The sequence below is a fragment of the Bradyrhizobium sp. USDA 3315 genome (genome assembly GCF_054056795.1).
Genome location: NZ_JBSRYP010000001.1, coordinates 3,466,421 through 3,493,334, shown reverse-complemented (window position 1 = coordinate 3,493,334; position 26,914 = coordinate 3,466,421). Strand labels below are relative to the sequence as shown.

The following is a 26,914-nucleotide window of genomic DNA, read 5'->3' as shown; positions in this document are numbered from 1 at the left end:
CATGGCGCTCAGAAAGATTGCAATCCTGGGAGGCGGTGTCGCGGCGCTCAGCGCGGCGTTCGAGCTGACGGAGCAAGATCCGCAGCATCAGCTGTTCGACATCACCGTCTACACGATCGGCTGGCGGCTTGGCGGCAAGGGAGCGGTCGGCCGCGACAAGGAGAAAGGATATCGCGCCGAAGAACACGGACTTCATGTCTGGACCGGTTTCTACGATAACGCATTCGAACTGGTCGACCGGCTTTATGCCGCGATGAACGATCTCGATCTCAGCCCGCCGTTCGGATCACGCGAGAACGCCTTCGAGGGCCTCGATCAATCCGTGCTCATGGAGCCGTTCAATTCCGGTTGGACTTCATGGACTATCGACATTCCACCCCATGAAGGAATTCCGGGCACGCCGCGTCCCGCAGTCTCGCTCGTCGATTTTCTGCGCTCCCTGCTCGAATGCTCGGTGCAGCAGAGCCAGTCGATCGCTGGTTTCACCGACCAATGGCCGGCGGGGACCCAGCACTCCGCCGTGGCGGCCGGAACAACCGACGGTCCGTTCAGAACGGCGCGGGCGAAGATCGATATCCTGCCGCAGGATCCCAGGGCGGTCAGCCCGAGTGACGCCGCCGAACTACAGACGATACTAAGGCATGCGCGGACTCAGCTCTGCGACAAGCCGGCGTCAGCTGCGATGTCTCGCGACCCGCGCGAGATCGTGGCGGAGGTCGCGCTGACGATCGCGATCGGCATGTTGAGCGACGGCGTGCTGTGGCAGGGCTTCGACTGCATCGACCATCAGGAGTGGACCGATTGGATGAGGTCGAACGGTTGCTCGGATTCGACGCTGGATTCCGCCATTATCCGTGGCTGCTATGATTATGTGTTCGGGTTCTTCGGTAGCCGCCACACGGATGAATACGGGAATGTCATTCCCTGCAGGAATGTGGCGGCTGGCACCGGCACCCGCATCCTGTTGAAGCTGCTCTTCACATATCGCGGGTCGTTCTTCTACCTTCTCAAGGCGACCATGGGCGAGCTGCTGTTCGCTCCGCTCTACCAGGTCCTCACGAAACGCCATGTCAAATTCGAATTCTTTACCAAGGTCGAGCACATCGGACTGTCTCAAGACAAAGCTTCGATCGAGTTCATCGACACCACCGTGCAGGCGACCACCCACTCCGGCAATTCTTACGATCCGCTGATCTGGATCGGCGCAGATGGCACAATCCCGAGCTGGCCTTCCCATCCAGACTACTCTCAGCTGGTCCAAGGACAGGCTCTGCGGGACCAAAGAATAGACCTGGAATCGGCGTGGACGAAGTGGCCCGGCGTCGCCCCTCCCCGAAAGCTGCTGCGAGGGAGGGATTTCGACGATGTCGTGCTCGGCATCGGCATCGGCGCATTTTGCACGATATGCAGCGACCTGATCTGCCACACGCCCGGCTGGCGAGAGATGGTCGATGCCATCAAGACGACGGCGACGGTAGCCTTTCAGGCATGGACAAACGTCGGCATGCGAGAGCTCGGTTGCAAGCAGGATCGAACGGCTCTTTCGGGATTCGTATTGCCGCTCGATACCTGGGCCGACCTCAGCCTGATGTTGCCACTGGAAAAATGGCCTCACCCGCCTCCCAAGGGGTTGGCATATTTCGTTGGCTCCCTGGTCGACGATCCCCTGAATCCGCCGCCCCCGTTCTGCAAACACAGTTATCCGGCCAGGATGCTCGCGCGGCAAAGGCGAAGGATGCTGCACTGGGTCGAGAGCAACCTTCACTTCCTATGGCCCGGAATTGAAGGCCCCGGCCATGCCATTCGGTGGGAGCGATTCTTCGACTATCGTGCTTATTCTCCCCCGACTCGAAGGCGGTTCTTCGCGCAATATCCGAGGGTGAACATCAATCCCTCGGACCGATATGTGCTATCGGTTCCCGGCAGCGTGTTCAAACGCATGGAGGCCGGCAAGTCGGGGGTCGACAATCTCTTTCTCGCCGGCGACTGGGTTCGTACCGGTATTAATGCGGGTTGTATTGAAGCATCGGTCATGGCGGGCCGCGCCGCGGCAGCCGCAATTGCAGGAGTAGATATTGCCATGCCAAACGCCAACGACTTCGACGACGTTTCGCTGCCAACCGCCTTGTTGCCGGCATTGGACCTGTTGCGCAAGCTTGCCACTAACGCCGTCGCCGGTACCGGCGAAATCGAGGCGTTTTGCGTCGTCCAACAACGGCCGCGCTGCGAACTCGAGAAGATGCTACCCGATGGGCTGACACTCCTCGAACCTCCAGCGCCCCACAGCACGATCAAGACAGCGCATCACGGCGCGTCGTCCGATGCAGAGGGCAAGACGGAAAAGACACCGGAGATTATTCCCGAGCCACCGCATCATGTCGTCCTGATCTTTGCCCGGCAACGCAACGTGCGTCCAGGACCACTACCCTTCGGCGGCGCGCACTACCTCGAAATCGCCCAGCTGATTCCCGACGTTATCCATAAGAACGCACCTTCATTGCAGAACGTCCTGTTCAGCTACATGCCGCAATTGTTCGTGAGCTCGCTGGCAGCCACGTTGATCGGCCAGAATTTTTACGGCTTCAACAAACAGGTCGCACGAATCCAGGATGATAATGACTCCTTCTCCATGCGAAGCTCATCCGGCACCATAAGAACCTGGTTCGAGCGCGACGGCGTGCCCGGTGGCATCGACAGCTATCTCGTCATCAAGCAACTCCGCGACAAACTGGATCAGCCTCTGGTCGGCGTCCAGCCGGATGGCAATTTCATCTACTCGATGCTGAAATACGGTCTTGGCGGTGCGGTCGTTCAACCCATCAAGGGCAAGGTCGCGCTATCCTCGCCTTTCGCCCATAAGGCAGAGGAGATCGAACTCGCACCGATCTCAAAGCCGCCGCAAAAGGACGACTCCTGGGGATTCCGGTTCATCGCGCCTTGGACGCTCAGCCTGCCCTTCAACTTTCCGGCGGGGCAGCCGAGTTCGAGCGCAAGAAATCTGGCGAGGGCCACCGGCGAGTACAGCACGGCATTGCTGGGCCGTATCTTGGTACGACGCTGACGGCCGGGAAGCTTGGCGCCACTAATTCGCTCAATGGTCGCCAAGGCACCGCACTCGTACGAAGGTCTTAGAATGACGACCGCCATCAAAACGGCGAGAGTCGAGCGTGAGGATGCAGCGCCCCCGACCCGACAGCTGAACGCCAGGCAGTCTTTCACTCGTTACTCGTGCCTTGGCCGCAGAGCGCGCCGGCCCCCGAGCTGGCGGACCGCGTGGAAAGCACCATCCCTTTGGAGGCTGGAGGATAAGGCGGTGGACCGCGACGGTATGAATGCCGCATGGTAGCGGGGGAGGGACTCGAACCCCCGACCCCAGGATTATGATTCCCGTGCTCTAACCAGCTGAGCTACCCCGCCATGGGCTCGCCATCGGCGGCTGGTGAGCCGCGGGTGCGAACGCGCGGCATATAAAGAGTGGCATGCGCGCCTGTCAAGCAAACCCGGACGGGGCAGCAACTTATTGCAGGCAGGGGCTATTTCGGCCTGACCGATGGGTCGCCACCGGGGCTGCCGGGCGGCGGAATCACCGGCGTGTTGCCGCCTTGCGGGGTCGGCGCACGCATTTCGGGATCGACACCGGCCGGCGGGCACAGCACCCCATCGGATTTGGCGAGCTTGTCGCCCAGCGGCTGGGCGGCCTGCCCGGTCGTGGTTCCCTCCGGCACTGCAGCACCCGGATGCGACGGCTGCTGCTGCGGCGCGCAATTCGTGGCGGCGCGCTGCGGCGCCGGCGGCGCGGTCTGTGCCGGTGGCGTGGCTGATGTCGGCGGCGCCTGCGCCGCGGCAACAGCGGGTGCCAGCATCAGCACACAGGATAAAGCGAGTGTTCGATTGATCCTCATGACGAGAAAACCGTGACGACGCGCCGATGTTCCCTCGCAAAATCGCCGCAACCTCACGATTTGCGGAAGCGGATCAGCGAGAAATGCCCCATCGGCGGCATCGGGCGGCGCTCCGCAAGGCTGACCCCGCCATGCTTTGCCGCCCAATTGGTCAGCCGTTCCCACGGAAACTCCGGACGCCAGCCGAGCCGCCGCGCCAGCGGCGCGAAGGCGAGCTCGAAGACGCGGCGCGGGCCGCTCTCGGCGCCGATGTGATTGACCAGGATCAGCTCGCCGCCGGGCTTCAGCACGCGGATGAAATCGTCGAGCGTCGCCTCGGGATCCGGCACCGCGGTGATGACATATTGCGCGACCACCGCGTCGAAGAACGCATCCGGAAACGCGAGATTCTTGGCGTCCATCACCGCCAGCGCCTCGACATTGCTGAGGCCCTGCGTGCGCACGCGCTTGAGCGCCCGCCGCAGCATCGGCTCGGAAATATCGACGCCGCATAGTTTTGTGGTGCGCTTGTATTCCGACAGCGAGAGCCCGGTGCCGACGCCGACGTCGAGCACGCGGCCGCCGATCCGGTCGGCTTCCGCGATCGTCGACTGACGGCCCTGATCGAACACCTTGCCGAACACCAGATCGTAGATCGGTGCCCAGCGGCCATACGCCTTTTCGACCCCTTCGCGGTCGATGTCCCCAGCCATTCCCCTGCCCCGACGTTTCTTCTGTCTATCCGCGAACCGCTTCCGCAAGCGGCGCCAACACGTCCTGCGTCGCGGTCCGCATTGCGCGGCTGGCGCTTGCACTCCTGATGAAGCCGCCGCCGAGCACACGCGCCTGCCCGGAGGCCGCGTCGTAGAACACGCAGGCCTGGCCGGGCGACACGCCCTCCTCGCCGGCGACGAGCTCGACCTCATAGCCGCCATCGACGGCGCGCAACCACGCCGGCTGCGGCGCGCGCGTCGAACGCACGCGGACATAGATCTCGATGCCCTCGCCGATCACGCGATCCAGCGCGCCGTCGCCGATCCAGTTGACGTCGCGCAGCGCGATGCGATCCATCCGCAGTGCCTCGCGCGGTCCGACCACGACACGGCGCGTCGCCGCATCGAGCTTGACCACATAGAGCGGGCTGCCGGAGGCAATGCCGAGCCCCTTGCGCTGGCCGACGGTGAAATGAACGATGCCCTGGTGCTGGCCGATCACATGACCGTCGAGATCGACGATGTCGCCCGGCACGATCGCATTCGGCTTCAGCCGTCCGATGATGTCGGTGTAGCGGCCGGTCGGCACAAAGCAGATGTCCTGGCTGTCCTGCTTGTCGGCGACCTCGAGATCGAAGCGCCGCGCCAACTCGCGGGTCTGCGGCTTGGTCATGTCACCGAGCGGGAAGCGCAGGAAGTCGAGCTGCTCGCGCGTGGTCGCGAACAGGAAATAGCTCTGGTCGCGATCGGCATCCGCGGCACAGACCAGCGAGCGCGATCCGTCGGCAAGCCGCCGCGAGGCGACATAGTGGCCGGTAGCGAGCGCCTGCGCGCCGAGCTCGCGCGCGGTCGCGAGCAGGTCGCGAAACTTGACCGAACGGTTGCAGTCGATGCACGGCACCGGCGTCTCGCCGAGCGCGTAGCTGTCGGCGAAATTGTCGATCACCGATTGCTTGAAGCGGCTTTCGTAGTCGAGCACGTAATGCGGGATGCCGATCCGCTCGGCGACATTGCGCGCGTCGTGGATGTCGCGGCCGGCGCAGCAGGCGCCCTTGCGATGGGTCGCAGCGCCATGGTCGTAGAGCTGCAGCGTGATCCCGACCACGTCGTAACCCTGCGACTTCAACAGCGCAGCCGTCACCGACGAGTCGACGCCGCCGGACATGGCAACGACGATCCGTGTGTCTTCAGGGCGGCCTTCGAGATCCAGACTGTTGAGCATCTTTAAGCGGTCATTGGTCACTGTCGCGGCGAGCTTAGACGCTCCGCGACGATATTGGAAAAAGCCTTTTGTCCAGAGAGCCTTAGAACACATCCAAGGCCGCTTCGGTCGGTTCGGACGCGTTGGAGGCCACCTTTAATATAGGCCGTATTCCGGTGAGGCAATCCGCGGAAGCCGTGCCGTGCCGCGCCTGGACGGCAAATCTTGCCGCCGGGCAAAAAGGAGACCTGCCGGGAACCCGCTCCAGCCGGCCAAGGCAGCCCGTAACCTTCTGAAATAACTCATTATTTATTGCCATCCCTGGTTGGCCCACTCCTTGCTGACAAAACGCCGGAAGTCTCATTTGCGAGGGTTGGCAGTGGTCAGCGTCACGTCGGAAGCATTGGCAGGCCGGTCTTTTCAGGGCGCGACGCAGCGGTCGGCGCGGCCCGATCCCGCTTCGCAGGCGGGGAACGACGGCTTTGCCGCGCTGGTCGACAGCAACACTGCGTCCACCAACGACAGCAGCCGCTACGACTCCCAGCCGGCGCCCTCGCGGCGGTCCGACGATCCGCCCTCGACGACCGACGCACGCCCCCGCGACACCAGCACGGGCCCCGACCGGATGTCGCGGGATTCCGCCAGTTCGCGCGACGACAACAAGGTCGACAGCGACGCGCCGTCCAAGACCAAGTCGAAATCGAAATCGAAATCGGACGACTCGAAATCGAGCTCCGATGCGAAATCGACCAGTGACCAGCCGGACGCGACACAGCCCGCTGCGCAGCAGGATCCCGGTGCGGCAACCGTGAATGCCGTGATTGCTCCCGTTGCCGCGACACCGGCGACTGCCCCGACACCGGCGGCCACCGCGCCGTCGGACCAGCCGGCCGCACCGCTCGCGATCGCGGCGGCGGCCATCGCGGCAAGCTCGGCCATCGCCGGCACCGGCGCGGCGGCCGGCACCGGCGCGCCTGCCGGCGCCGACACCGCAGCGGCGGCGGCCACCACAGCGAACGCCGACAAGGTCGCCAAGGCGGCCGGCGTCAAGACCGACGCGCAGATCATCACCACCAGCGATGCGGCAACGGCATCGGGCGCAGCGACAGCGAGCGGCGATGCGACATTCGCCGCCGCGGTTGCCGCCGGAACGCCCGCCACCAAGACGACGGCGCAGGCCAAGACACAGCTCACCGCGAAGGACGCGACGGCGACGATGCCGGCCGATCAGGACGGCGCCACGGCGGGCAGCGCCAACACCGCGCAGGCCGCTCCGACCAACATCGTTCCCGCCGCCGCGCAGCCGGCCGCCGTTGCCGGCAAGGCGAAGGCCGCCACCGACGGTGCCGCCGATGCCATCAAGGCCGACGCGGGCGGCGACGGCAATGCCGCGCCGACACCGGCGGTCGGCGGCCACGCCGCCGCGCAGACCCAGCTCACGACCCCCGATCCCAGCGCGCAGGCAGCGAACGCACTGCAGCCGCAACCCGCGACCACTCAGACGACGCCGTCTGCGACCGCACAATTGACCGTGACCAACGCCGCGCAAAGCGCCGCCGTGCCGCTCAGCGGGCTTGCGATGCAGATCGCCGCCTCCGCCAAGAGCGGCAAGAGTCGCTTCGAGATCCGGCTCGACCCCGCCGAGCTCGGCCGCATCGATGTCCGCATCGATGTCGATCGCAACGGCCAGGTCACCTCGCATCTCACCGTCGAACGCCCGGAAACGCTGTCGATGCTGCGCCAGGACGCCAACCAGCTGCAGCGCGCGCTCGACAATGCCGGCCTCTCGACCGGCAATGGCGGATTGCAGTTCAGCCTGCGCGACCAGTCGCAGTCGGGCCAGAACAACAATGGCCAGTCCAATCCGAACGCCCATCGTTTGATCGTCACCGAGGAGGAGAGCGTTCCCGCCGCAGCGGCGGGCCGCTCCTACGGCCGTGCAACCGGCGCCCTCGGCGGCGTCGATATCAGAGTGTAAGGAGTTCACCATGGCAGTCGATGCAACCATGCCGACGCCCGTCGTCTCAGCACCGGGCACCAGCAACGGAACGAACTCTGGAAGCAGCAGCGGCAGCGGCCTGACGACCTCCTCGCAGGGCATCGCCGACAATTTCCAGACCTTCCTGACGCTGCTGACCACGCAATTGCAGAACCAGAACCCGCTCGACCCGCTCGACACCAACCAGTTCACCCAGCAGCTGGTGCAGTTCGCGGGCGTCGAGCAGCAACTGAAATCCAACGATCAGCTGAAGTCGCTGATCGAGATCGAGAAGAGCGCGCAGTCGACCCAGGCGCTGGTCTATGTCGGCAACACGGTCGCGGTCGACGGCAGCAAGACCCAGTTCGACAAATCCGCGACCTGGAATCTGGTGTCCCCGCAAGCCACCAGCGCCACCATCACGATCACCAGCGCGACCGGCCAGACCGCCTATTCCGGCAATTTCAGCCTGAAGCAGGGCAACGCCAGCTTCGTCTGGGACGGCAAGGGCAATGACGGCACGCAATGGCCGGCCGGCACCTACACGCTGACCGCCACCGGCAAGGATTCCAAGGGCAACCCGATCGCCATCTCGACCGAGGTGCAGGGCGTTGTCGACTCCGTCGATCTGACCGCCTCCCCGCCGCTGCTCTCGATCGGCGGGCAGACCTACACCACCGACAAGATCAAGCGCGTGGTGCGCGGGGCGACTGGCTCGAGCTGAGCACATTGCCACGATCCGTAGCTGCGCGTTGAGCGGGCGACCGCACTCACCACACTGTATCGTCGTCCTGGCGAAAGCCAGGACCCATAACCACCGCATTTGGTGATGAACGGGATCGTGGCCCCAGCGTCGCGCAACAATTGAGAGTTGGGGTAATGGGTCCTGGCTTTCGCCAGGACGACACTGAGTGTGTGGCACGATTTTTGTGGGTCACACGATCGCATTCTCGCGACATGATTTGCCCGAGCTTTTGCTTCTCGTCTCGCCTCTGTTGTAGAGGGCGCAGGGAAAGCCGGGTGCCGATCGCGACGGTTCCATGCTATAGCCACGTCACTTGGCTGCTTGCTGTGGGGCTCGACAATGCCGATCAATCGCTTGCTGAAGACGGGCGAATACACGCCGGAGCAAATCGAGCTCTTCAACAGGGCGTTCAGCCTGGCGCTGCATTCGATGGGTCTGGTCGATCGCAACGATCCGCTTTGCGAGATCGTGGCCCGCAAGGTCATCGAGATCGGCAAGACCGGCGCCCTCGACGCGAAGGGCGTCGCGGAAGCGGCTGTGGCCAGCATCGGTCTCTGACGACCGACGCGGTCGATGGCCGCTGACGGAACGGCGCTTGAGCGCGGGCCGCCGCCGTTGCAGGCGGCCCGCCATCAGAGCGGCCTCACTCGACTTCCTGCACGACCGTACGGGTGTCGGGATCGACCAGCATCACGCGCTGGCCGGTATAGACATAGCGATATCTGGTGAGCGACGGGCCCCAATCGGCAGGCACCGCTTCAAGCTCGACCTCGCGCGGCACAGGCGAGCCGACGACGATCCTCTCCCGCGTCTCGACGGGACGGATCTTGTGTTCGGTCACATAGCTGTGGATTCGCGTGCGATATTGCGGCTCGATCTGCACGGTGGCGGCATGTCCGGCACCGGTCGTGCCGACAATCGTGCTCTGGGCAAAAGCGCCCGTCGACGCCAATACGGCGGCAACAGAAATCAGAACCAGCTTCTTCATAACGTCCTCCTCACCGCTCCATGCGGCGTTTCGAGAACCGCGACAGAATGGCAATGTTCCTAACGGAGGATCCCGATCAATCGCGTTGCCGGCGCGCTCCTCGCGCCAAGGCGTTCATCCGGGAATGGACGCCTTGTTCGGCTGGTCCAGTGTTGGCGCGTCCGGACTTTCGCTCTCCGCATTCAGCTCGACCTCGGCCGCGTGCCGGAATTCCTCGTCCCTGCCGTCGGGCTTTCCGGCCTTCTCCCAGAGCTGCCGCGCGTAGTCCCGGATCTGCTGTTCGGTGGCCATGTCATTCCTCGGGAATTCCGAGCTCCTTGCGAACCGTCACGGCCGAGTCACCGACCTTCTCGACGGCTTTACGCAGCTGTTCGCGCGACACGCCGAGGGCATGTGTCCAGCATCTCACCTGAAGCAGATCATGCATGTTGATCTTCGATCGATCGAACTGCTCTTTCCTGGTCAGGCGCTTCGTCACTGAACTTCTCGCGTCAACCGCTCGGCCTGAGCCTCGGCCGTTGCTGGCGATCCAATCTTCCGGACAGTCATTTGTTCCTTTCTTGGATGGCTGGGTCCTCACCCCTCGGAGGAACATTCTCCACAAGCGATACTTCAGTCGTGAGAGGCCGCGGGCGGCAGCACGAACAAAGGTAAGCCATGACAGGCATTGCAGACAGGATCGGCGGACGGGTCAAGCAGCTCATCGCCGAGATCATCAACGATGGCAGGCTTGCCAAGGAAGGCGCGCAGCAGATCAAGAAGGCCGAGAACGCGCCGCCCGCGAAGCCGTTCGGCAATTTGGACAAGCTGACCTAGATGCCCAGATACTTCTTCCATCTCGCGGGCGACATCCCCGCACACGACGTCGTCGGTCACGACTGTGCCGACGACAAGGACGCCCAGGATCACGGCAGCTTCATCGCTCACCGGATCGGGACCGAAAAGCCGGAGATGGTTCGCGACGGCAATTTCATTTCGGTTCGCGATGCGGGCGATAGCGAGCTCTTCCGCATCCCGCTGGCTTCGACGAGCGTCTGACGGGGAACGATCGTTCTCATCTCGGCTCGGCTCGCTTCCCGCAGACCGACGCTGCCGGCCGATGTCCGGCATTCCCTGGCCGGCCCGCCGCATGGTGCTCTCAAGGGCGCGACCAGGACAGGCCACGCCCCGCCGTTCAATAGGAACAAACGATGACGAGCGCGGTTCGGACCTACATCAGGGTTGAAACACCAATTGCACACATGAAACGTCGCAATCGCTTCAAGCAAACCACGACGCTCGCATACCGCCTCATTCAGCTGGAGGAAGCGGCCCGCGCGAGGGCTTCGCATCTGCCTCCCGGCACCGAGCGGGAACGACTTCTCAAGAAGGCCCGTGAGGCCGAGCGCGCCGTCCAGATCGACCAATGGCTCGCCACTCCCGGAGCAGAGCCGCCGCCATAGCGCTTCGATTCACATAAGTTGCTCCGATTCACATAAGTTGCTTCGATTCACATAAGCTAATGCGCGCGCAGCCGCGAGAGGCGTTCGAGGCTCGGGCCTGCCCCACCGTCGGGTTTTGCCCCAACCAGACTTGCAGCCGGCTTCAACCCACCTCGCCCTTCGCTCCGGAGCGTCCCAGGCAGCATCTCGCGCACATCCCGATCAGGGGCGGCGGCTCAGTGAGAGCCCTTTCGTGCGAGCCGCACACCGCGTGGCGAATCGCCGAAGCGGGCTCGGAACAGACGGTTGAAATGCGAAACATCCGAGAAACCGACCTCGAGCGCGATATCGGAAATTCGCCGACGGCCGGCATCTGGCTCGGTGAGCAATTTGAGCGCCCGCTGGAGCCGCAATTCATTCAAGCGCTCGGTGAATGACGGTCCTGATGACGCCATCAGGCGCTGCAGATAGCGCGACGAGATGCCCTGGCCACGCGCAACCGTTTGAACGTTGAGCCCGGGCTCCTCAAAGTGTGCGGCGATGTAGTCGAGCACGGCACGGTGCCGCGCAGCGACAACGGCGCTCGCGCTGCTCTCGCCCAGCGCGGCACACTCGCCGATCACGAGCGCGATGAGATCGTGGATATGGGTCACGACCGTATCGCGAAGCTTCGGCGCGCTCAGCGCTTTCGTCTTGAGCACCGATTTCAGATATGAGATAAAGAGTCGGAATGCCTCTGTCCGGTGCCAAATCGGCCGCATGACCAGGCCTTCGACGTCGCTCACGCGCTGCGCAAGCGCCTCGCGCGGCACGGCCAGGCCGAATTGCAACCCGTCGATATAGGTGACGCTGGCGGGCTCGGAATGCAGAATTGCGATTGCATCGCCGGCGCGAAAATCGGCGTCCCGGCCGCGCTGCGATAGCTGACCTCTGCCCGGAGAGCAGAAGATGACCCCGATGGAGTCATCGCCATCGGCAAGGTTCGCCTGCAAACGCTTGAACCGCATCGACGTGCCCTTCAGCGCCAGCAAGCGTAGACCCTGAACCGCTCGCAGCGACGCATCGGCCTGGAATGAAACGTTCGAGAGAGGCTCGATATCGGCGTGCACGATGCATCGGCCAAAGTGCTCGCGCCAGAGCGGGATACGAATGCGTTCCGGAAGCTCGCACGTCGAAAATCGATACGATGCGAAATTGGCTGCGTCCATCGGCATGGGGACCTCCAGCCTTCACAAAACACCAGAATGAAATGCTGCGGCACTCCACAGTCAGTATCTGCATTTTGCGATTCACGCACCGGCCTTCGCTCGATCCGTGCGCATGAGTCCAAGAAGTCACGCTACCGGTCTGCTAGTCTTGCTCGCCTGTGATTGATGCTGATGTGAACTGGTTCACTTGGTGATTAGAATATTACGTATATAATGACATCATGAAAATCGCGGCAAATTTCCCTTTTAAGAAGAAGCAGTCGCGATCGCTCTATTTATAATTGCTGCCATCGGATCCGTTTCAAACATTCCGGGCAGCGTGCAAGCGCAAATCAGTGTCGTGCCCCCGTACGCGGTTTCCTGGCTAAGACGCCACGCGCAGGTCATTCAGTAGAACGACTGATATCGATTTTGGTTGCGTCGGACTGCCTGCGGCACTGTCGGTTATCGCCGCCGGTTGAAATGGTCGAAATCTGTCACGTGGGAAAGTCAACCTAGTGATCAAGAAGGCGTTCGATCATGTCCATCATATTCGACATGCTTTATCGTGAATACTGTCGCGCCCGCCTCGCCGAAATGCGAAAGCAGCATTTGTTGCCGGCCATCGGCGACGTCGCGCAGGCGGCGCCGTCAGAGGATAGCGATCCACCCGGTCCCCGTGATTGCGGCTGGCCGGCGGAAGCGCCGCCAACCCTCGGGTAGCAGCTGGAGCGCACAATCATACAGGTTGGCCGGAGGCTAGTCCGGCACGCGCACGCCTCGGAGCACCCGGGCGTCTCATGGACCTGGGTCCGATGAGGCTGCGCGCCCGCCAGACAGATCGATAGATGCACGATCGAACCCGCAGCTCGAAGCGATTGCTCGGCGAGACTCCGCCGGAGTTCAGATCGACCGGCCGCGACCCGCGCATCGATGTCTGTCGCGGGATCGCGTTGTGGTGGATCTTTCTCGATCACATTCCAGACAACGTCGGAAGCTGGCTGACCCTGCGCAACTACGGCTTCTGCGATGCCGCCGAAATCTTCATGTTCATCTCGGGCGTCACCTGCGCACTGGCCTACGGCAGGGCGCGTCAGCGCGACGGTTGGCGCGGCATGATCGGCCGTTCGCTGCGGCGAGGATGGGATATCTATGCCGCCTTTCTGCTGCTGACGCTCGCCTGCGCGATCGTCGTCTACCTCGCGGGCAGCGACCGTCTCGCCGACGACAGCAATACGCGGGTTCTGTTCGAACGTCCGGGCGCAGCGCTTGCGCACGCCGCGGTGCTGCAATTCCACCCTGTCAATACCGACGTGCTGCCGGTCTTTGTGATCTGTCACGTGTTGTTCGCACCGCTGCTGTGGCTGCTGCTGCGAGCGCCGAACCTGGCGCTTGGTCTTTCGCTGTCGCTTTATGCGCTGGTGCATGTCTTCGGCTGGAGCATTCCCGCCTGGCCCGACGGCGTCTGGTTCTTCAACCCACTGGCCTGGCAGCTTCCGGTCGTGCTGGGCGCATGGTACGTCATCGAGGGAAGGACCATCCAGGGATGGGTGACGTCGCGCCCTGCGCTGGTTCTGTCCGCGCTCTATCTCGCGTTCGGCCTCGTCGTTGCGCTGGGCCACGGCATCAAGCCGCCGCTGCTGCCGCAGGCGCTGACGGATCTGCTGTTTCCGATGGACAAGTCGAATTTGAGCCCGTTGCGGCTGCTGCATTTTCTGGCACTTGCCATCGTGGTGTCATGGCTCGTTCCAGCGGGCTGGCAGGGACTGTCGACGCCGATGCTGCGCAGCGCGAGGCGTTGTGGCGAGAACTCGCTGCCGATCTATTGTCTCGGCGTCCTGCTGGCGCTCGCCAGCCAATGCGACCTGTTCGACATCTCGAACCGGCTCTCGATGCAGATCGGACTCAGTCTTGCCGGTGTCCTTGTGATGACCGCGGTCGCGACGCTGCTGAACACGCTCGGCACCAAGCGCGCCCGGCCGCCGGATGTCGATGCCGCCGGACATGACCTTGTGCCGCGCGCTGGCGATCGCGGCATCTTCGACGGTCATGGCGCGCATATCCTCTAGAGCGCGTCATCGTGCGCGGGAGAAGCGGATGCTCTCCCACGCACGGTCAACGCCGACGCTCAGCTCGACTGCCGCGCGGCGTCGAGGATCAGCCGCGCGATCGCGTCCGGCTGCGAGATCAGCGCGAGATGGCTGGCCTTCACCTCGATCGTGGTGGCGCCCATCCGCTTGGCCATGAAGCGCTCGAGATCCGGATTGATGGTGCGATCTTCGGTCGAGACGGCGTAGTAGCTCGGCCTGCTGCGCCAGGCCGCATGGCTGGTCTTGCCGGCCAGCAGTTGCTTGTGGAACGGCTGCTGCACGGCATAGAGCACCTTCGCCTTCGCCTCCGGCAGGTCGCCGGCGAAATCGCGCAGGAACGCTTGTTCGCTGAGCCGGCCCTCGTCGCCGTCGAACACGATGCCGGCGCTCGCCGGCGGCGTCGGATAGGTCTTGGCCAGCGCGGTGTAATCCTCGTCCGCATCGGGTGCGCGCGCCGCGACATAGACCAGCGCCGAGACATTCGGATGCACGCCGGCCTCGGTGACGATCATGCCGGAGAAGGAATGACCGACCAGCACGGTCGGACCATCCTGGCGATCGAGCACCCGCTGCGCGGAGGCAACCGCTTCAGGCAGCGTGGTCAACGGATTTTGCACCGACGTCACATTGAGCCCGGCGGCCTGCAGCCGCGGAATGACCTCGGACCAGCAGGAGCCGTCGGCGAACAGGCCGTGCACCAGCACGACGTTGCGCGCCTTGACCGGCGGCGTGGTGGCGGCCATGCCGCGCGTGGACACCAGTGAAGCCGCAGCTCCAGCGAGCAAGGCGGTCGAGAAGGCGCGTCTGTTCATCATCATGTTACTGCTCCGTTATGTATGCTGAGTTGAAAATCAGAGAAGCGCGTCCACCTGCGGTGAACGGACAATCTCTCCTACGCGCGCAAAGGCCTCATGGTTACGCTCGATGCTGTCGTGATCGTAAAGATAGTTGACCATGATGCCGAAGGATTCCGCCATCGCGCGGTCGGCCGTGTTGCCGAGCCAATTGATCCGCTCCAGCCGGGCACCGTTGCCGAGATGGAAGCGCGCCACCGGATCGATGCGATTTCCTGACGCCGGCGAGCGCGTGAGATATTGCGCGCACAGCTTCATCAGGACCGGACGCCAGGTCTCGCAGGTCGCCGCGTCGTGCCACCAGCCCTCGCGCTCCAGCTCGCGCAGCATCGCGACCTCGTTGCCGCCGGATTGCGGCTGCTGGCTGAGCCAGCGCCGGAAACCCGGGATCGGCGACAGCGTGGAGAAGCGCTTCAGCTGCGGGAATTCCGTTTGCAGCTCCTCGACCACCTGCTTGATCAGGAAATTGCCGAACGACACGCCGCGCAGTCCGTCCTGGCAGTTGGAGATCGAATAGAAGATCGCGGTGTCGGCATGCGCGGCCCTGAGGCCTGCGCTGTCTTGATCCGCATCCTGCACCAGCAGCGGTGGCACGGCGGTGGCCAATCCCTGCACCAGCGCGACCTCGACGAATATCAGCGGCTCGCCGGGCAGCGCGGGGTGGAAGAAGGCAAAGCAGCGGCGGTCGGGCGCAAGGCGGCGGCGCAGATCGTCCCAGCCCTTGATCTCGTGCACCGCCTCATAGGCGATCAGCTTCTCGAGCACGGCGGCCGGCGACTGCCAGTCGATGCGGCGAAGCTCGAGGAAGCCGCGATTGAACCATGAGACGAACAGATGCTTGAGATCGGCATCGAGCAGCTTCAGCTCCGGTTCGGGACCGAGACGGCCGGCGATCTCGCTGCGCATCGCGATCAGGCTCGCCGTGCCGCCGGGCGCCATATTCATCCGCCGCAGCACCTCCTGGCGCGGCGGATCGGCGGCGTCGGCCAAGGCGGCCGCGGCCGCCGCGGTGCCGTCGGCAAGATAGCGCTTCGCCGCATCCTGCAGCGCCGTCGCGTCGGGCTGGAACGCGCTCGCCAGATAGCGTTGAAAGCCGTGCCGGCCGGTGGCATCGAGCGCGCGCATGGTCTGCTGCAATTGGCGCGCGATCAGGGCGCCTGACGCTTCGCCGCGCTCGGACAACAATGCCGCGGCGAGCTGCCTCGCTTTGTCGAGTGAGGCCGGTGGACTGCCTGGGATGTGCTCGGCGTGGGTCATGGGAGCCTCCTTCTAGCGGCGGAATTTGGCGGGCGGCGTGTAGAGGTTGCCCGATGCGGCGACGAGATCGTCGATGGATTTCGCGGCGAGCCAGTCGCGCGTCGCCGTCTCGACGTCGAGGCCGAGATCGGACGGCAGCATCACGATGCCGCGGCGGCGCAGACCGTCGGTCGTCCCGGCGTCCTGCCGCCGGCCGAACTCGGTGTCGCCGGCGACCGCACGCAAGGCGGCCTCGCGCTCCTGCGGCGAGCGGCAACGCAACAGGTTGCAGACGCCGCGCTCAGTGATCACGTGGGTGACATCGTCGCCATGGATCATGACCGGCGGCAGCGCAAAGCCGGCCGAGGCCGCGAGGTCGAACGCGTCAAGGCGCTCGACGAAGCTCGGCGCGCCGTTCGGCTGCCGGGTCTGGACCATCTGCACCACCAGCTTGCGGCCGCGCAGGCGTTCGCCTGCTTCCTCGCCGGCACGCAGCCAGGCAACGCTGTCGTGGCGTCGGCCGCGCGGATCGGCACCCATGTTCGGCGCGCCGCCGAAGCCCGTGATGCGGTCCTTGGTGGCGGTCGAGCTGTTGCCCTCGGGATCGATCTGCAAGGTGCCGCCGACGAACAGGTCGCAGGCATATTGTCCGGCGACCTGCGCCAGCGCGCGGTTGGAGCGCAGATTGCCGTCGGCGCCGACCGGAAACACGTCGGGACGGCTGGCGACAAATCGCTCCATGCCGAGCTCCGAGCCGAAGCAATAGACGTTGTCGACGAAGCCGGCTTCGATGGCGGGGATCAGCGTCGGATGCGGGTTGAGCACGAAATTCCGCGCGACCTTGCCCTTCAGCCCGCGCCTGGCGGCAAAGGTCGGCAGGATCAGCTCGATCGCCGCGGTGGCATAGCCGATGCCGTGATTGAGCCGTGTCACCTGATAAGGTTCGTACACCGCCGATATCGCCATCATCGCCATCAGGACATTCTCGTCCCTGACCTTGGCGGGATCGCGCGTGAACAGCGGATCGATCGCATACGGCTTCGGACCGGGCACCACGACATCGACCCAGTCGCCGGGGATGTCGACGCGCGGCAGACGATCGACGATCTCGTTGACCTGCGCCACGACGACGCCACCGCGGAACGCCGCGGCCTCGGCGATGGTCGGCGTGTCCTCGGTGTTCGGACCGGTGTACAGATTGCCGTCGCGATCGGCCTTGTCGGCAACGATGAGCGCAACCTGCGGCGTCAGGTCCACCAGCATCCGCGCGTAAAGCTCGAGATAGGTATGGATCGCGCCGATCCGCAGCGTCTTGGCGGCGACGAGCTCGGCAAGGCGGCGGCTCTGCGGGCCGGCAAAGGCGAAGTCCAGGCGGTTGGCGATGCCGCGCTCGAACACCGCGAGATGATCGGGAAGCGCCAGCACCGACTGCACCATGTGCAGATCATGCACCCGCGCCGGGTCCACCCCGGCGAGGCACGCGGCTAGGAAGTCGGCCTGTTTCTGGTTATCGCCCTCGAGTGCCACCCGGTCGCCGGATGCGATAACCGCCTCCAGCAGCTCGATCGCGCGGTCGGGCGGGCAGACCTTTCCGTTTGTGCCGCAGACAGTTCGCGCGCGCACGAGGCGCGCCGTGCGATCGGTTCGTGGTGTCGTCTCCGACATGATGGCCTCTCCTTGCTTGATCATCTGAAGCGAAGGTAGGCGGGCGGAATTGATAATAGAAACGATATTCTATAATATGATTGATTACAGATATGGATTAATCGATGCTCGACCTCGAACTTTTGCGGGCCTTCGTCGCGGTCGCCGATTGCGGCGGCTTCCACCGCGCCGCCGAGCAATTGCATCTGACCCAGTCGACCATCAGCCAGCAGATCAAGCGGCTCGAGCTCGAGACCCGGCGGCCGCTGTTCCGGCGCACGACGCGCAGCGTCGCGCTGACCGACGAAGGCGAGATGCTGCTCGGCGATGCGCGGCGTTTGCTGCAGCTCGAGGAAGCGGCGCGGCAGCGGCTGGTGGCGCCGCGGCTGTCCGGCTCGATCCGTCTCGGCGTGGTCGAGGAAGTCGCCGGCGGCTCATTGCCGTCGGCGCTGGGCCGCTTCGCCGCGCTGCATCGCGGGGTCAAGCTCGAGGTGCAGATCGGTGTCAGCGCCGAACTGATCGAGCAGCTCGATGCGGGCCGGCTCGATCTGGTGTTCGCCAAGCGGCCGCTCGGAACGTCGAAAGGCCGTCTGGTGTGGCGCGAACCGCTGGTGTGGACCGCGGCGGAAACGTTCGATCTCGTTCCCGGCGCGCCGCTGCCGCTGGCGCTGTACCGCGAACGATCGGTGTCGCGCGACGCCGCACTCTCCGCGCTGCGCGACGGCGAGCTCGGCTGGGAGATCGTCTATACCAGCCCGAGCCTGACCGGCGTCCGTGCCGCCGCCGTCGCGGGACTTGCCGTCACCCCGCTGCCGCTCAGCGCGGTCACCACGGGCCTGCGCGTTCTCGGAATTGGCGACGGCCTGCCGCCGCTTCCCGATCTGGAATTCGCCATCTACGAGAAAAGACGGCCGGACAAGGCCTCGGAGGCGCTCGCCGATGCCTTGCTGACGCTGGCGCGCGGTCCCCTGCGCCCCACGATTTGAGCGCGCCGAACCGCGAATTGCGCCGCGCGCCGGTCTGCCCGACGGCGGGCAGACCCGAATGTTCCCGGCCGTTCCAACGAGATTCGTATTGAACGCTTGGGCTTAGGCAAATTTTAAACCGGGAGGCGTAGCTTACCCCTTGCGAGTTCAGTGGTTGAGAGTTTGTGAGTACGCCATGACAGAACCCCATCGCCCGAGGGTGAAATACGTCATCGGGCCTGACGGCAGCCCGTTAACGATTGCGGATTTGCCGGCTCCCGGTACCAAACGGTGGGTCATCCGCCGCAAGGCCGAAGTCGTCGCTGCGGTCCGCGGCGGCCTGCTCTCCCTCGAGGAGGCCTGCAGCCGCTACACATTGACCGTCGATGAATTCCTTTCCTGGCAGTTCTCGATCGACCAGCACGGTCTGGCCGGGCTGCGCACCACCCGCATCCAGCAATATCGGCAGTAATTCGGCGCCGATCCTGTGGCATTTGACGAAAACCGGCCTCGCCTTGCGAAGCCGGTTTTTTTCATGTCCGCGATTTTGCCGCGGTCCTTAACCTTCGTTAACCATATGGAAACCATACCCTAGGCAATATTTGCCCAGTCGGACCCGCGCGGGCCGAATCCTGGGGGCCGTTGGTGCAAAGTCTGGTTGCTTTCCTAAGAGGTCTTGGTGCGGCCCGCCTCGCGGCCATGGTTGCGGTCACCGCGGCCCTGATCGGCTTCTTCGCCTTCGTCATCATGCGCGTCACGACGCCACAGATGACCACCCTCTTCACCGACCTGTCGACCGAGGATTCCTCTGGAATCATCAAGGAGCTGGAACGCCAGGCGATCCCGTTCGAGCTGCGCAATGACGGCGCCGCGATCATGGTGCCGAAGGACAAGGTGACGCGGCTCAGGATGAAGCTCGCCGAGGGCGGCATGCCCAAGGGCGGCGGCGTCGGCTACGAGATCTTCGACAAGTCGGATGCCCTGGGCACCACGAGCTTCGTCCAGAACATCAATCATCTGCGGGCGCTGGAGGGCGAGCTCGCCCGCACCATCCGCGCCATCGACCGCGTCCAGGCCGCGCGCGTCCATCTGGTACTGCCGGAGAAGCCGCTGTTCTCGCGCGAGACGCCTGAACCATCAGCTTCGATCGTGCTCAGGGTGCGCGGCGCGCTGGAGCCGCAGCAGATCCGGGCGATCCGCCACGTCGTCGCCTCCGCGGTCAACGGGCTGAAGCCGCAGCGGGTCTCGATCGTCGACGAGGCCGGGCAACTGCTCGCCGACGGCGCCCAGTCCGATGCCGACGCCGCGGTCGGCGACGAGCGCCGCGCCGCCTTCGAGAAGCGGATGCGCAAGCAGGTCGAGGACATCATCTCCTCGGTGGTCGGCGCCGGCCGCGCCCGCGTCCAGCTCTCCGCCGACTTCGACTACAACAAAATCACCCAGACCTCGGACAAGTTCGACCCCGAAGGACGGGTGCTGCGCTCGACCCAGACCCGCGAGGAAAGTAGCCTCACCGCCGACAATTCCGGCCAGGTCACCGTCGCCAACGAGCTGCCGGGCGGCCAGAACCAGGACAACGCCGCCCGCGCCCGCGACCAGAGCAAGAAGAGCGAAGAGACCAACAATTACGAGATTTCCCGCACCACCAAGACCGAGGTGACCGAGGCCGGCCGCGTCAACCGCATCTCGGTCGCGGTGCTGGTCGACGGCAGCTACTCCAAGAACGAGAAAGGCGAGCTGGTCTATCAGGACCGCACCAAGGAGCAGCTCGACCGCATCGCCGCTTTGGTCCGCTCCGCGATCGGCTTCGACCAGAAGCGCGGCGACCAGGTCGAGGTCGTCAACCTGCGCTTCGCCGAGCCGCCCGCTGCGCAGCCGATCGCCGAGCCGACCGGCCTGCTCGGCATGCTGCAATTCACCAAGGATGACGTGATGTACGTCATCGAGCTCGGCGTCATGATGATGCTCGGCCTCGTCGTGCTGTTCATGGTGGTCCGCCCGCTGGTCAAGCGCATCGTGGCGGCCGACGTCATTCCGACGCTGACCGGCGCGGGCATGCCCGCGCTGGCGGAAGCCCATGCCGAGAGCGCCGCAACGCCGGGTCAGGCGCTGATCCCGAGCGGCAGCGGCGCGGCGCAATTGATCGACGTCGCCCAGATCCAGGGCCAGGTCCACGCCCAGGCCGTGCACCGGGTCGGCGAGCTCGCCGAACGCAATCCGAACGAAACCGTCTCCATCGTCCGTCAATGGCTGAGCGAGCCGGTAGAGAACTGACATGGCCGCCGTACCCCAGACCACCAACGCCAACGACATCGCCACTGTCCTCTCGACGCTGGCGAACCGGCAAAGCGCCCGGCCCAAGGGCAAGCCGCTGCCCGGCCCCAAGCGCGCGGCAATCCTGATGCTCGCGCTCGGCGAGCAGTATGGCGGCAAGATCTGGTCGATGCTCGACGACGAGGAGGTCCGCGAGCTGTCGGTCCACATGTCGACGCTCGGCACCGTCGAGGCCGACGTGGTCGAGGACCTGATGCTGGAATTCGTCTCGCGGATGTCCGCCTCGGGCGCGCTGATGGGCAATTTCGACGCCACCGAACGGCTGCTGCAGCAATACCTGCCGGCCGAGCGCGTCTCCGGCATCATGGACGAGATCCGCGGCCCGGCCGGCCGCAACATGTGGGAGAAGCTCTCCAACGTGCAGGAAGAGGTGCTCGCCAACTACCTCAAGAACGAATACCCGCAGACCATCGCCGTGGTGCTCTCGAAGCTGAAGCCGGAGCACGCCGCGCGCGTGCTCGCGATCCTGCCCGAGGACATCGCGCTCGACGTGGTCGGCCGCATGCTGCGGATGGAAGCGGTGCAGAAGGAAGTCATCGAGCGCGTCGAGCAGACGCTGCGCACCGAATTCATGTCGAACCTGTCGCAGACCCGCCGCCGCGACGCCCATGAGGTGATGGCCGAGATCTTCAACAATTTCGACCGCCAGACCGAGACCCGCTTCATCACCTCGCTGGAAGAGGAAAACCGCGAATCCGCCGAGCGCATCAAGGCGCTGATGTTCACCTTCGACGATTTGATCAAGCTCGATACCGCCTCGGCCCAGACGCTGATGCGCAACATCGACAAGGACAAGCTCGGCGTCGCGCTGAAGAGCGCCAACGAGGAGGTACGCAGCTTCTTCCTCGGCAACATGTCCTCGCGCGCCGGCAAGATGCTGATGGACGACATGGCCGCGATGGGTCCGGTGCGGCTGCGCGACGTCGACGAGGCGCAGGCGCTTCTGGTCAACCTCGCCAAGGACCTCGCCGCCCGCGGCGAGATCACGCTGACCAAGAACCGCGCCGACGACGAGCTGGTGTATTGATGGCCGCGCCCGCAAAATTCCTGTTCGACACGGACTTCTCGGCGCCAGACCGCGCGCGCGAACGCGCGCCGACGCCGGCCGAGGTCGCACAGAAGGTCGCCGACGCCGAGGCACGGGCCTATCGCGCCGGCTACGAGGCCGCGCTGCGCGAGGCCAAGGTCGAGAGCGACCGCCGGGCCGCGCAGGCGCTGGAGGAGATCGGCACCGCGATCAAGGGCATCGCGGCGCGCTTCGCCGGCATCGAGACGCGGATGGAGACCGAGGCGGTGGACGTCGCGGTGGCGGTCGCCCGCAAGCTCTGCTCCGAGCTGATCGCGCGCGAGCCGCTCGGCGAGATCACCGCGCTGGTCTCCGACTGCTTCTCGCATCTGGTGGCGACACCGCATCTCGTGGTCCGCATCAATGACGCGCTCTACGAGGCGGCGCACGACAATATCGAGCGGATGGCGGCGCATTCCGGCTTTCAGGGCCGGCTGGTGATCCTGGCCGAGCCGACGATTGCGACCGGCGACTGCCGGATCGAATGGGCCGATGGCGGCGTCGTGCTGGAACGCGCCGCGATCGAAGCAAAGATCAACGAACTCGTCGGGCGCTATCTGGCGTCCCGCGGCCAGGCCGGCTGAAGGCGATTGAGGGCTGAACCATGACCGACACCGACACCCAAGTCCCGCTTCCCGATCTCAATTCCGCCGACGCGCCCACCATCGACGACATCGGCTACAACGAGGACGAACATGCCGCGCGCATCGCGGCCGATCTGGAGGCCGTGTTCGACGTGCCGGTGCAGGTCTCGGCGGTGCTCGGCCGCTCCAAGATGGACGTCGGCGACCTCTTGAAACTCGGACCGGGCACCGTGCTCGAACTCGACCGCCGCGTCGGCGAGGCGATCGACATCTACGTCAACAACCGCCTGGTGGCGCGTGGCGAAGTGGTGCTGGTGGAAGACAAGCTCGGCGTGACCATGACCGAAATCATCAAGGCAGAACGCTCTTAATAACTCAGGCGGTCACGCGCGGGACCTGCGCGACCAGACGAACAGGAGATCATCATGCGGCTTCTCATCGTTGGCACCCTGAAGGGCCAGCTCACGACCGCGACCAAGATCGCGATGGACAACGGCGCCTCCGTGACCCACGCCGAGGCCGCCGAACAGGCGATGAACGTGCTGCGCGGCGGCAAGGGCGCCGACCTCCTGCTGGTCGATGTCGGTCTCGACATCCGCGACCTCGTGATGCGGCTCGACGCCGAGCACATCCACGTGCCGATCGTCGCCTGCGGCATCTCCAACGACGCCCGCGCCGCGGTCGCCGCGATCCATGCCGGCGCCAAGGAATACATCCCGCTGCCGCCGGACCCCGAGTTGATCGCAGCGGTGCTGGCCGCGGTCGCCAATGACGCGCGCGATTTGATCTACCGCGACGAGGCGATGGGCCGGGTGATCAAGCTGGCGCAGCAGGTCGCGGGCTCGGACGCCTCGGTCATGATCACCGGCGAGTCCGGCACCGGCAAGGAAGTGCTGGCGCGCTACGTCCATTCCCGCTCGGCCCGCGCCAAGCGGCCGTTCATCTCGATCAACTGCGCCGCGATCCCCGAGCACCTCTTGGAATCCGAGCTGTTCGGCCATGAGAAGGGTGCCTTCACCGGCGCGGTCGCGCGCCGCATCGGCAAGTTCGAGGAAGCGACCGGCGGCACGCTGTTGCTCGACGAAATCTCCGAGATGGACGTGCGGCTGCAGTCCAAGCTGCTGCGCGCGATCCAGGAGCGCGTGATCGACCGCGTCGGCGGCACCAAGCCGGTCCCGGTCGACATCCGCATCATCGCGACCTCGAACCGCAACCTCTCGGAGGCGGTGCGCGAAGGCACCTTCCGCGAGGACCTGCTGTTCCGCCTCAACGTCGTCAACCTGAAGATTCCGCCGCTGCGCGACCGCCCGGCCGACATCCTCGAGCTGGCGCAGCATTTCGCCAGGAAATATGCCGAGGGCAACGGCATGCCGGTCCGTCCGATCTCGACTGATGCCCGCCGCATCCTGACCGCGAACCGCTGGCAGGGCAACGTCCGCGAGCTCGAGAACACCATCCATCGCGCGGTCCTGATGGCGCAGGGCGACGAGATCGGCGCTGAGGCGATCCTGACCCCCGACGGCGACCGCCTCGACCTCGCCAAGACCGCGCCCGCGGTCGCGCACGCCACGCTGGCCGCCGAGCAGGTCACCCGCGCGCTGGTGGGCCGCACGGTCGCCGATGTCGAGCGCGACCTGATCCTGGAGACGCTGAAGCACTGCCTCGGCAATCGCACCCATGCCGCCAACATCCTCGGCATCTCGATCCGCACGCTGCGCAACAAGCTGAACGAATATGCCGACGGCGGCATTCCGATCACCCCGGCCGGCAATGGCGCGCCCGACTATCAGCGCATGGCGAACGCCGGCTGAACACGGGAAGCGGCGGAATAAGTCCCGCCGTTTGCCTCGCCTCACGAATAGCTGGGTGCGTCGGGCTTGCGGAAGATCCGGATCGGATCGCCGGGCGTGATGTCGCGGCCCGTGAACGTCACATAGGCATAGAGCGCAAGATAGGCGACGGCGATCGCACCGACGATGTAGAACAGCCAGGTTCCCACGCGCTTCATCGAACCGTCACCTCTCCGAAACATCCGCGCCATCTAATGCGCCGATTGGGAAAGCGCCACGGCCAACATGCCGCGCCGGCCTCGGCGCCGTTCATCCCTTGAATCTTGCGGCAGGTTGCCTTATTCAATCTCCTATTGCGTTTACATTCTTAGACAACTGGAGAGTGATATGGCCCTTTATGCGCAGACCAGTGGCACCCTGTCCACGACCTCCGCGACTTTAACGCCGATGCAAGGCCTCAGCCTGACGATTCCGGAGGGCGTCGGGACCACCGCGATCATCACCCTTAACGTTCCGAATCCCTACGCCACGGGCAACGATATTCCGGGCGGCGTGTTCGGCGTCACCGTCAATGGCACGGTCTCGCCGGTCGTCGCAAGCTTCACCTATAACGAGACCCCGTCGAGCTTTGGCCGCATCCCGACCACGCTCGTCGTTGGCATTCCGCTGGCCAATGCAGCTCAGACCGTCCAGGCTGTATGGGCTGGCGTCCGCGGCAGCAATGTGATCATCGACAGCCCGGCATCGCTGAGCGCAGTTTTCTAAAGTCCGATCCGGATAAGCACGGCGCGCTAACGCGGCCCTCGCACATGAACATGACGCGACGGCAGGCTGACCTCAGCCAGCCGTGCGGCGTCCTCCTCATGGTCGATCGCGACATACTCGCCGTGCCAATATGCCAGCGCGGCGGTGCGCTCTGACGCGATCACGTCGAGCACGCGGCCGATGACGATCACGTGCGAATGCCGTTCGATGGTCTCCTCGACCTCGCAATCAACCGCGGCCAACGCGCCGACCAGCAGCGGGACGCCTGACGCGCGCGTCGTCCACTCGGCTCCGGTGAAGCGGTCTGCGCCCTTCAGGCCGCCCTTGCCGGTGAAGCGCTCGGCGATGTCGCGCTGGTCCGCGGCCAGGATGTTGACGCCGAACACGCCGTGGCGCGCGATCAGCGGCCATGACGAGGCCGCGCGGTTGATGCTGACGATCAAGGACGGCGGCTCGACTGAGAGCGACGACACCGAGGTCACCGTCATTCCCGAGATATCCTTGCCCCGACCGGCCGTGATCACGCTGACGCCGCCGGTGAGGTGACGCATCGCGCCGCGGAATTCGGCGGCCGCAACCGCTGATACGATCGAAACATTGCGGACGACGGAATTCATGGCGACCTCACAGACTGTCTTCGCTGCCTTCGAGCAGATGCTTCAGGATCTCGCCTTCCAGCGCGGCGAGTTCGGCCGACCCGCGCCGGCGCGGCCGCGGCAGGTCGACCGCAACATCCTCGGCGATGCGGCCGTCCTCGATGACCAGCACGCGGTCGGCGAGCGCGACCGCCTCGGCGACGTCGTGCGTCACCAGGATCGCGGTAAAGCCCTGATCGCGCCAAACCCGTTCCAGCAATTGCTGCATCGAGATCCGGGTCAGCGCGTCGAGTGCGCCGAGCGGTTCGTCGAATGCCAGCACGCGGGGCTGGCTGACCAGGGCCCGCGCCAGGGCGACGCGCTGCTTCTGCCCGCCCGACAGCACCGACGGCCACTGGGTGCGCTTGTCGCCGAGTCCGACCTCGACCAGCGCGCGCTCGGCGCGCGCCTGTGCATCAGCAGACGAGCGCTCGCGCCCCAGCCCGACCTCGACATTGGACAGCACCCGCGCCCAGGGCAGCAGCCGCGGCTCCTGGAACATGACGCGCACGTCCTGCGCCCGCGGCGGTTCGCCGAAGGCGATGGTTCCCGCCGTCGGCGCGTCGAGGCCGGCGATCAGACGCAGCAGCGTGCTCTTGCCGCAGCCGCTGCGGCCGACGATCGCGACGAACTGGCCGGCCGGGATGTGCAGGTCGATGCCGCGCAGCACCTCATTGTCGCCGAACGCCTTGCGCAGGCCGCGAATGGTCGGCGACAGGCCGCGGGCCGCGCCTTCCGGCACGCGCCGCAACTGCCTCGCCTTCACGACGATCTCGGTGCGGTCGACCGGCTCGGCTTCAGCGGTTTCGAAACGAAGCGCTTCTTGCATTCTCATTC

General features: G+C 65.0%; 29 protein-coding genes and 1 tRNA gene. 16 read left to right on the top strand and 14 right to left on the bottom strand.

Translation table 11 applies throughout. The features are described from left to right. The first annotated feature begins 1 nt into the window (after position 1). On the top strand, positions 2 to 3,061 hold the full coding sequence (locus ACVIYL_RS16120) for an NAD(P)-binding protein (RefSeq protein WP_456779116.1): 3,060 nt from the start codon (positions 2 to 4) through the stop codon (positions 3,059 to 3,061). Positions 3,062 to 3,340: 279 nt separating this feature from the next. Here ACVIYL_RS16120 and ACVIYL_RS16115 read toward each other — a convergent pair. The 4 genes from ACVIYL_RS16115 to mnmA form a co-directional block, all read right to left on the bottom strand. Continuing rightward, positions 3,341 to 3,417 (bottom strand) — tRNA-Met (locus ACVIYL_RS16115). 116 nt (positions 3,418 to 3,533) lie between these two features. Continuing rightward, positions 3,534 to 3,902 carry a hypothetical protein gene (locus ACVIYL_RS16110; RefSeq protein ID WP_253606933.1) on the bottom strand — a complete coding sequence of 123 codons (369 nt, stop codon included), beginning with the start codon at positions 3,900 to 3,902 and terminating at the stop codon, positions 3,534 to 3,536. 53 nt (positions 3,903 to 3,955) lie between these two features. Beyond that, on the bottom strand, positions 3,956 to 4,594 hold the full coding sequence (locus ACVIYL_RS16105; protein WP_028333443.1) for a class I SAM-dependent methyltransferase: 639 nt from the start codon (positions 4,592 to 4,594) through the stop codon (positions 3,956 to 3,958). Between the two features lie 25 nt (positions 4,595 to 4,619). Continuing rightward, on the bottom strand, positions 4,620 to 5,816 hold the full coding sequence (gene mnmA / locus ACVIYL_RS16100) for a tRNA 2-thiouridine(34) synthase MnmA (protein WP_456779115.1): 1,197 nt from the start codon (positions 5,814 to 5,816) through the stop codon (positions 4,620 to 4,622). Positions 5,817 to 6,174: 358 nt separating this feature from the next. On the opposite strand from mnmA, the gene ACVIYL_RS16095 reads away from it, so the two are divergent. The 3 genes from ACVIYL_RS16095 to ACVIYL_RS16085 all read left to right on the top strand — a co-directional run bounded on the left by ACVIYL_RS16095 (position 6,175) and on the right by ACVIYL_RS16085 (position 9,076). Then, complete coding sequence (locus tag ACVIYL_RS16095; RefSeq protein WP_456779114.1) at positions 6,175 to 7,773, top strand: flagellar hook-length control protein FliK; 1,599 nt, start codon at positions 6,175 to 6,177, stop codon at positions 7,771 to 7,773. A 10-nt stretch (positions 7,774 to 7,783) separates the two neighbouring features. Then, on the top strand, positions 7,784 to 8,497 hold the full coding sequence (locus ACVIYL_RS16090; RefSeq protein ID WP_016844363.1) for a flagellar hook assembly protein FlgD: 714 nt from the start codon (positions 7,784 to 7,786) through the stop codon (positions 8,495 to 8,497). A 360-nt stretch (positions 8,498 to 8,857) separates the two neighbouring features. Further along, positions 8,858 to 9,076, top strand: coding sequence for a hypothetical protein (locus tag ACVIYL_RS16085; protein ID WP_018273549.1), 219 nt, complete (start codon positions 8,858 to 8,860; stop codon positions 9,074 to 9,076). 85 nt (positions 9,077 to 9,161) lie between these two features. Here ACVIYL_RS16085 and ACVIYL_RS16080 read toward each other — a convergent pair whose 3' ends face one another. The 3 genes from ACVIYL_RS16080 to ACVIYL_RS16070 all read right to left on the bottom strand — a co-directional run bounded on the left by ACVIYL_RS16080 (position 9,162) and on the right by ACVIYL_RS16070 (position 9,984). After that, complete coding sequence (locus ACVIYL_RS16080; RefSeq protein ID WP_028333446.1) at positions 9,162 to 9,506, bottom strand: DUF1236 domain-containing protein; 345 nt, start codon at positions 9,504 to 9,506, stop codon at positions 9,162 to 9,164. A 114-nt stretch (positions 9,507 to 9,620) separates the two neighbouring features. After that, complete coding sequence (locus ACVIYL_RS16075; RefSeq protein WP_456779113.1) at positions 9,621 to 9,797, bottom strand: DUF2934 domain-containing protein; 177 nt, start codon at positions 9,795 to 9,797, stop codon at positions 9,621 to 9,623. Position 9,798: 1 nt separating this feature from the next. Further along, positions 9,799 to 9,984, bottom strand: a complete 186-nt coding sequence (locus ACVIYL_RS16070) for a DUF3606 domain-containing protein (protein WP_028333447.1) — start codon at positions 9,982 to 9,984, stop codon at positions 9,799 to 9,801. A gap of 179 nt (positions 9,985 to 10,163) precedes the next feature. On the opposite strand from ACVIYL_RS16070, the gene ACVIYL_RS16065 reads away from it, so the two are divergent. From ACVIYL_RS16065 to ACVIYL_RS16055, 3 genes are all read left to right on the top strand, one after another. Beyond that, positions 10,164 to 10,322, top strand: coding sequence for a hypothetical protein (locus ACVIYL_RS16065; protein ID WP_375167052.1), 159 nt, complete (start codon positions 10,164 to 10,166; stop codon positions 10,320 to 10,322). Further along, positions 10,323 to 10,544, top strand: coding sequence for a DUF6894 family protein (locus ACVIYL_RS16060; RefSeq protein WP_028333448.1), 222 nt, complete (start codon positions 10,323 to 10,325; stop codon positions 10,542 to 10,544). A gap of 152 nt (positions 10,545 to 10,696) precedes the next feature. Beyond that, the gene (locus ACVIYL_RS16055; RefSeq protein ID WP_456779112.1) at positions 10,697 to 10,948 is read left to right on the top strand and encodes a hypothetical protein; all 252 of its coding nucleotides are present in this window, start codon (positions 10,697 to 10,699) and stop codon (positions 10,946 to 10,948) included. 215 nt (positions 10,949 to 11,163) lie between these two features. Here ACVIYL_RS16055 and ACVIYL_RS16050 read toward each other — a convergent pair whose 3' ends face one another. Further along, positions 11,164 to 12,135, bottom strand: coding sequence for an AraC family transcriptional regulator (locus ACVIYL_RS16050; protein ID WP_456781837.1), 972 nt, complete (start codon positions 12,133 to 12,135; stop codon positions 11,164 to 11,166). Between the two features lie 827 nt (positions 12,136 to 12,962). On the opposite strand from ACVIYL_RS16050, the gene ACVIYL_RS16045 reads away from it, so the two are divergent. Further along, on the top strand, positions 12,963 to 14,183 hold the full coding sequence (locus ACVIYL_RS16045) for an OpgC domain-containing protein (RefSeq protein ID WP_456779111.1): 1,221 nt from the start codon (positions 12,963 to 12,965) through the stop codon (positions 14,181 to 14,183). Positions 14,184 to 14,242: 59 nt separating this feature from the next. Here ACVIYL_RS16045 and ACVIYL_RS16040 read toward each other — a convergent pair whose 3' ends face one another. Genes ACVIYL_RS16040 through mdcA form a run of 3 tightly spaced genes read right to left on the bottom strand, consistent with a single transcriptional unit; the run spans position 14,243 to position 17,983 of the window. Next, positions 14,243 to 15,022 carry an alpha/beta fold hydrolase gene (locus ACVIYL_RS16040; RefSeq protein ID WP_456779110.1) on the bottom strand — a complete coding sequence of 260 codons (780 nt, stop codon included), beginning with the start codon at positions 15,020 to 15,022 and terminating at the stop codon, positions 14,243 to 14,245. A 33-nt stretch (positions 15,023 to 15,055) separates the two neighbouring features. Beyond that, positions 15,056 to 16,315 (bottom strand): malonyl-CoA decarboxylase, encoded by a 1,260-nt coding sequence (locus ACVIYL_RS16035; RefSeq protein ID WP_456779109.1) that lies wholly within the window; start codon positions 16,313 to 16,315, stop codon positions 15,056 to 15,058. Positions 16,316 to 16,327: 12 nt separating this feature from the next. Then, complete coding sequence (mdcA, locus tag ACVIYL_RS16030; RefSeq protein ID WP_456779108.1) at positions 16,328 to 17,983, bottom strand: malonate decarboxylase subunit alpha; 1,656 nt, start codon at positions 17,981 to 17,983, stop codon at positions 16,328 to 16,330. Between the two features lie 80 nt (positions 17,984 to 18,063). On the opposite strand from mdcA, the gene ACVIYL_RS16025 reads away from it, so the two are divergent. From ACVIYL_RS16025 to flbD, 7 genes are all read left to right on the top strand, one after another. Further along, positions 18,064 to 18,924, top strand: a complete 861-nt coding sequence (locus ACVIYL_RS16025) for a LysR substrate-binding domain-containing protein (protein ID WP_456779107.1) — start codon at positions 18,064 to 18,066, stop codon at positions 18,922 to 18,924. A 175-nt stretch (positions 18,925 to 19,099) separates the two neighbouring features. Next, the gene (gene sciP, locus ACVIYL_RS16020) at positions 19,100 to 19,375 is read left to right on the top strand and encodes a CtrA inhibitor SciP (protein ID WP_002714638.1); all 276 of its coding nucleotides are present in this window, start codon (positions 19,100 to 19,102) and stop codon (positions 19,373 to 19,375) included. Between the two features lie 173 nt (positions 19,376 to 19,548). Then, complete coding sequence (fliF, locus tag ACVIYL_RS16015) at positions 19,549 to 21,177, top strand: flagellar basal-body MS-ring/collar protein FliF (RefSeq protein WP_456779106.1); 1,629 nt, start codon at positions 19,549 to 19,551, stop codon at positions 21,175 to 21,177. A gap of 1 nt (position 21,178) precedes the next feature. After that, the gene (gene fliG, locus ACVIYL_RS16010; protein ID WP_018273552.1) at positions 21,179 to 22,264 is read left to right on the top strand and encodes a flagellar motor switch protein FliG; all 1,086 of its coding nucleotides are present in this window, start codon (positions 21,179 to 21,181) and stop codon (positions 22,262 to 22,264) included. After that, complete coding sequence (locus ACVIYL_RS16005) at positions 22,264 to 22,887, top strand: FliH/SctL family protein (protein WP_092089185.1); 624 nt, start codon at positions 22,264 to 22,266, stop codon at positions 22,885 to 22,887. The genes fliG and ACVIYL_RS16005 overlap by 1 nt, the downstream gene beginning before the upstream one ends. 20 nt (positions 22,888 to 22,907) lie before the next feature. Then, complete coding sequence (fliN, locus tag ACVIYL_RS16000; protein WP_028333458.1) at positions 22,908 to 23,258, top strand: flagellar motor switch protein FliN; 351 nt, start codon at positions 22,908 to 22,910, stop codon at positions 23,256 to 23,258. 54 nt (positions 23,259 to 23,312) lie between these two features. Beyond that, positions 23,313 to 24,698 (top strand): sigma-54-dependent transcriptional regulator FlbD, encoded by a 1,386-nt coding sequence (gene flbD, locus ACVIYL_RS15995; RefSeq protein ID WP_456779105.1) that lies wholly within the window; start codon positions 23,313 to 23,315, stop codon positions 24,696 to 24,698. Positions 24,699 to 24,739: 41 nt separating this feature from the next. Here the strand turns inward: flbD and ACVIYL_RS15990 are convergent, their stop codons facing one another. Further along, positions 24,740 to 24,895: a hypothetical protein gene (locus tag ACVIYL_RS15990; RefSeq protein ID WP_028333460.1), complete on the bottom strand. Its 156-nt coding sequence runs from the start codon at positions 24,893 to 24,895 to the stop codon at positions 24,740 to 24,742. A gap of 169 nt (positions 24,896 to 25,064) precedes the next feature. Between ACVIYL_RS15990 and ACVIYL_RS15985 the strand changes: the two genes are divergently transcribed. Then, the gene (locus ACVIYL_RS15985) at positions 25,065 to 25,442 is read left to right on the top strand and encodes a hypothetical protein (protein ID WP_016844337.1); all 378 of its coding nucleotides are present in this window, start codon (positions 25,065 to 25,067) and stop codon (positions 25,440 to 25,442) included. 26 nt (positions 25,443 to 25,468) lie between these two features. Here the strand turns inward: ACVIYL_RS15985 and ACVIYL_RS15980 are convergent, their stop codons facing one another. Together ACVIYL_RS15980 and ACVIYL_RS15975 are read right to left on the bottom strand one after the other, a co-directional pair. Continuing rightward, the gene (locus ACVIYL_RS15980) at positions 25,469 to 26,059 is read right to left on the bottom strand and encodes a flavin reductase family protein (protein WP_456779104.1); all 591 of its coding nucleotides are present in this window, start codon (positions 26,057 to 26,059) and stop codon (positions 25,469 to 25,471) included. 7 nt (positions 26,060 to 26,066) lie between these two features. Then, positions 26,067 to 26,906 carry an ATP-binding cassette domain-containing protein gene (locus ACVIYL_RS15975; protein ID WP_456781836.1) on the bottom strand — a complete coding sequence of 280 codons (840 nt, stop codon included), beginning with the start codon at positions 26,904 to 26,906 and terminating at the stop codon, positions 26,067 to 26,069. Between the last annotated feature and the right edge of the window lie 8 nt (positions 26,907 to 26,914).

Bases quoted from the DNA above. Each gene is read 5' to 3' on its own strand.
- ACVIYL_RS16040 (WP_456779110.1), bottom strand. From the start codon at position 15,022: ATGATGATGAACAGACGCGCCTTCTCGACCGCCTTGCTCGCTGGAGCT.
- fliG (WP_018273552.1), top strand. From the start codon at position 21,179: ATGGCCGCCGTACCCCAGACCACCAACGCCAACGACATCGCCACTGTC.
- ACVIYL_RS16060 (WP_028333448.1), top strand. From the start codon at position 10,323: ATGCCCAGATACTTCTTCCATCTCGCGGGCGACATCCCCGCACACGAC.
- mdcA (WP_456779108.1), bottom strand. From the start codon at position 17,983: ATGATCAAGCAAGGAGAGGCCATCATGTCGGAGACGACACCACGAACC.
- ACVIYL_RS16110 (WP_253606933.1), bottom strand. From the start codon at position 3,902: ATGAGGATCAATCGAACACTCGCTTTATCCTGTGTGCTGATGCTGGCA.
- ACVIYL_RS16035 (WP_456779109.1), bottom strand. From the start codon at position 16,315: ATGACCCACGCCGAGCACATCCCAGGCAGTCCACCGGCCTCACTCGAC.
- ACVIYL_RS16050 (WP_456781837.1), bottom strand. From the start codon at position 12,135: ATGGACGCAGCCAATTTCGCATCGTATCGATTTTCGACGTGCGAGCTT.
- ACVIYL_RS15975 (WP_456781836.1), bottom strand. From the start codon at position 26,906: ATGCAAGAAGCGCTTCGTTTCGAAACCGCTGAAGCCGAGCCGGTCGAC.
- ACVIYL_RS16085 (WP_018273549.1), top strand. From the start codon at position 8,858: ATGCCGATCAATCGCTTGCTGAAGACGGGCGAATACACGCCGGAGCAA.
- ACVIYL_RS16075 (WP_456779113.1), bottom strand. From the start codon at position 9,797: ATGGCCACCGAACAGCAGATCCGGGACTACGCGCGGCAGCTCTGGGAG.
- ACVIYL_RS15990 (WP_028333460.1), bottom strand. From the start codon at position 24,895: ATGAAGCGCGTGGGAACCTGGCTGTTCTACATCGTCGGTGCGATCGCC.
- ACVIYL_RS16005 (WP_092089185.1), top strand. From the start codon at position 22,264: ATGGCCGCGCCCGCAAAATTCCTGTTCGACACGGACTTCTCGGCGCCA.
- sciP (WP_002714638.1), top strand. From the start codon at position 19,100: ATGACAGAACCCCATCGCCCGAGGGTGAAATACGTCATCGGGCCTGAC.
- fliN (WP_028333458.1), top strand. From the start codon at position 22,908: ATGACCGACACCGACACCCAAGTCCCGCTTCCCGATCTCAATTCCGCC.
- mnmA (WP_456779115.1), bottom strand. From the start codon at position 5,816: ATGCTCAACAGTCTGGATCTCGAAGGCCGCCCTGAAGACACACGGATC.
- ACVIYL_RS16105 (WP_028333443.1), bottom strand. From the start codon at position 4,594: ATGGCTGGGGACATCGACCGCGAAGGGGTCGAAAAGGCGTATGGCCGC.
- ACVIYL_RS16045 (WP_456779111.1), top strand. From the start codon at position 12,963: ATGCACGATCGAACCCGCAGCTCGAAGCGATTGCTCGGCGAGACTCCG.
- ACVIYL_RS16090 (WP_016844363.1), top strand. From the start codon at position 7,784: ATGGCAGTCGATGCAACCATGCCGACGCCCGTCGTCTCAGCACCGGGC.
- ACVIYL_RS16080 (WP_028333446.1), bottom strand. From the start codon at position 9,506: ATGAAGAAGCTGGTTCTGATTTCTGTTGCCGCCGTATTGGCGTCGACG.
- ACVIYL_RS16025 (WP_456779107.1), top strand. From the start codon at position 18,064: ATGCTCGACCTCGAACTTTTGCGGGCCTTCGTCGCGGTCGCCGATTGC.
- ACVIYL_RS16120 (WP_456779116.1), top strand. From the start codon at position 2: ATGGCGCTCAGAAAGATTGCAATCCTGGGAGGCGGTGTCGCGGCGCTC.
- ACVIYL_RS16065 (WP_375167052.1), top strand. From the start codon at position 10,164: ATGACAGGCATTGCAGACAGGATCGGCGGACGGGTCAAGCAGCTCATC.
- ACVIYL_RS15985 (WP_016844337.1), top strand. From the start codon at position 25,065: ATGGCCCTTTATGCGCAGACCAGTGGCACCCTGTCCACGACCTCCGCG.
- flbD (WP_456779105.1), top strand. From the start codon at position 23,313: ATGCGGCTTCTCATCGTTGGCACCCTGAAGGGCCAGCTCACGACCGCG.
- ACVIYL_RS15980 (WP_456779104.1), bottom strand. From the start codon at position 26,059: ATGAATTCCGTCGTCCGCAATGTTTCGATCGTATCAGCGGTTGCGGCC.
- ACVIYL_RS16055 (WP_456779112.1), top strand. From the start codon at position 10,697: ATGACGAGCGCGGTTCGGACCTACATCAGGGTTGAAACACCAATTGCA.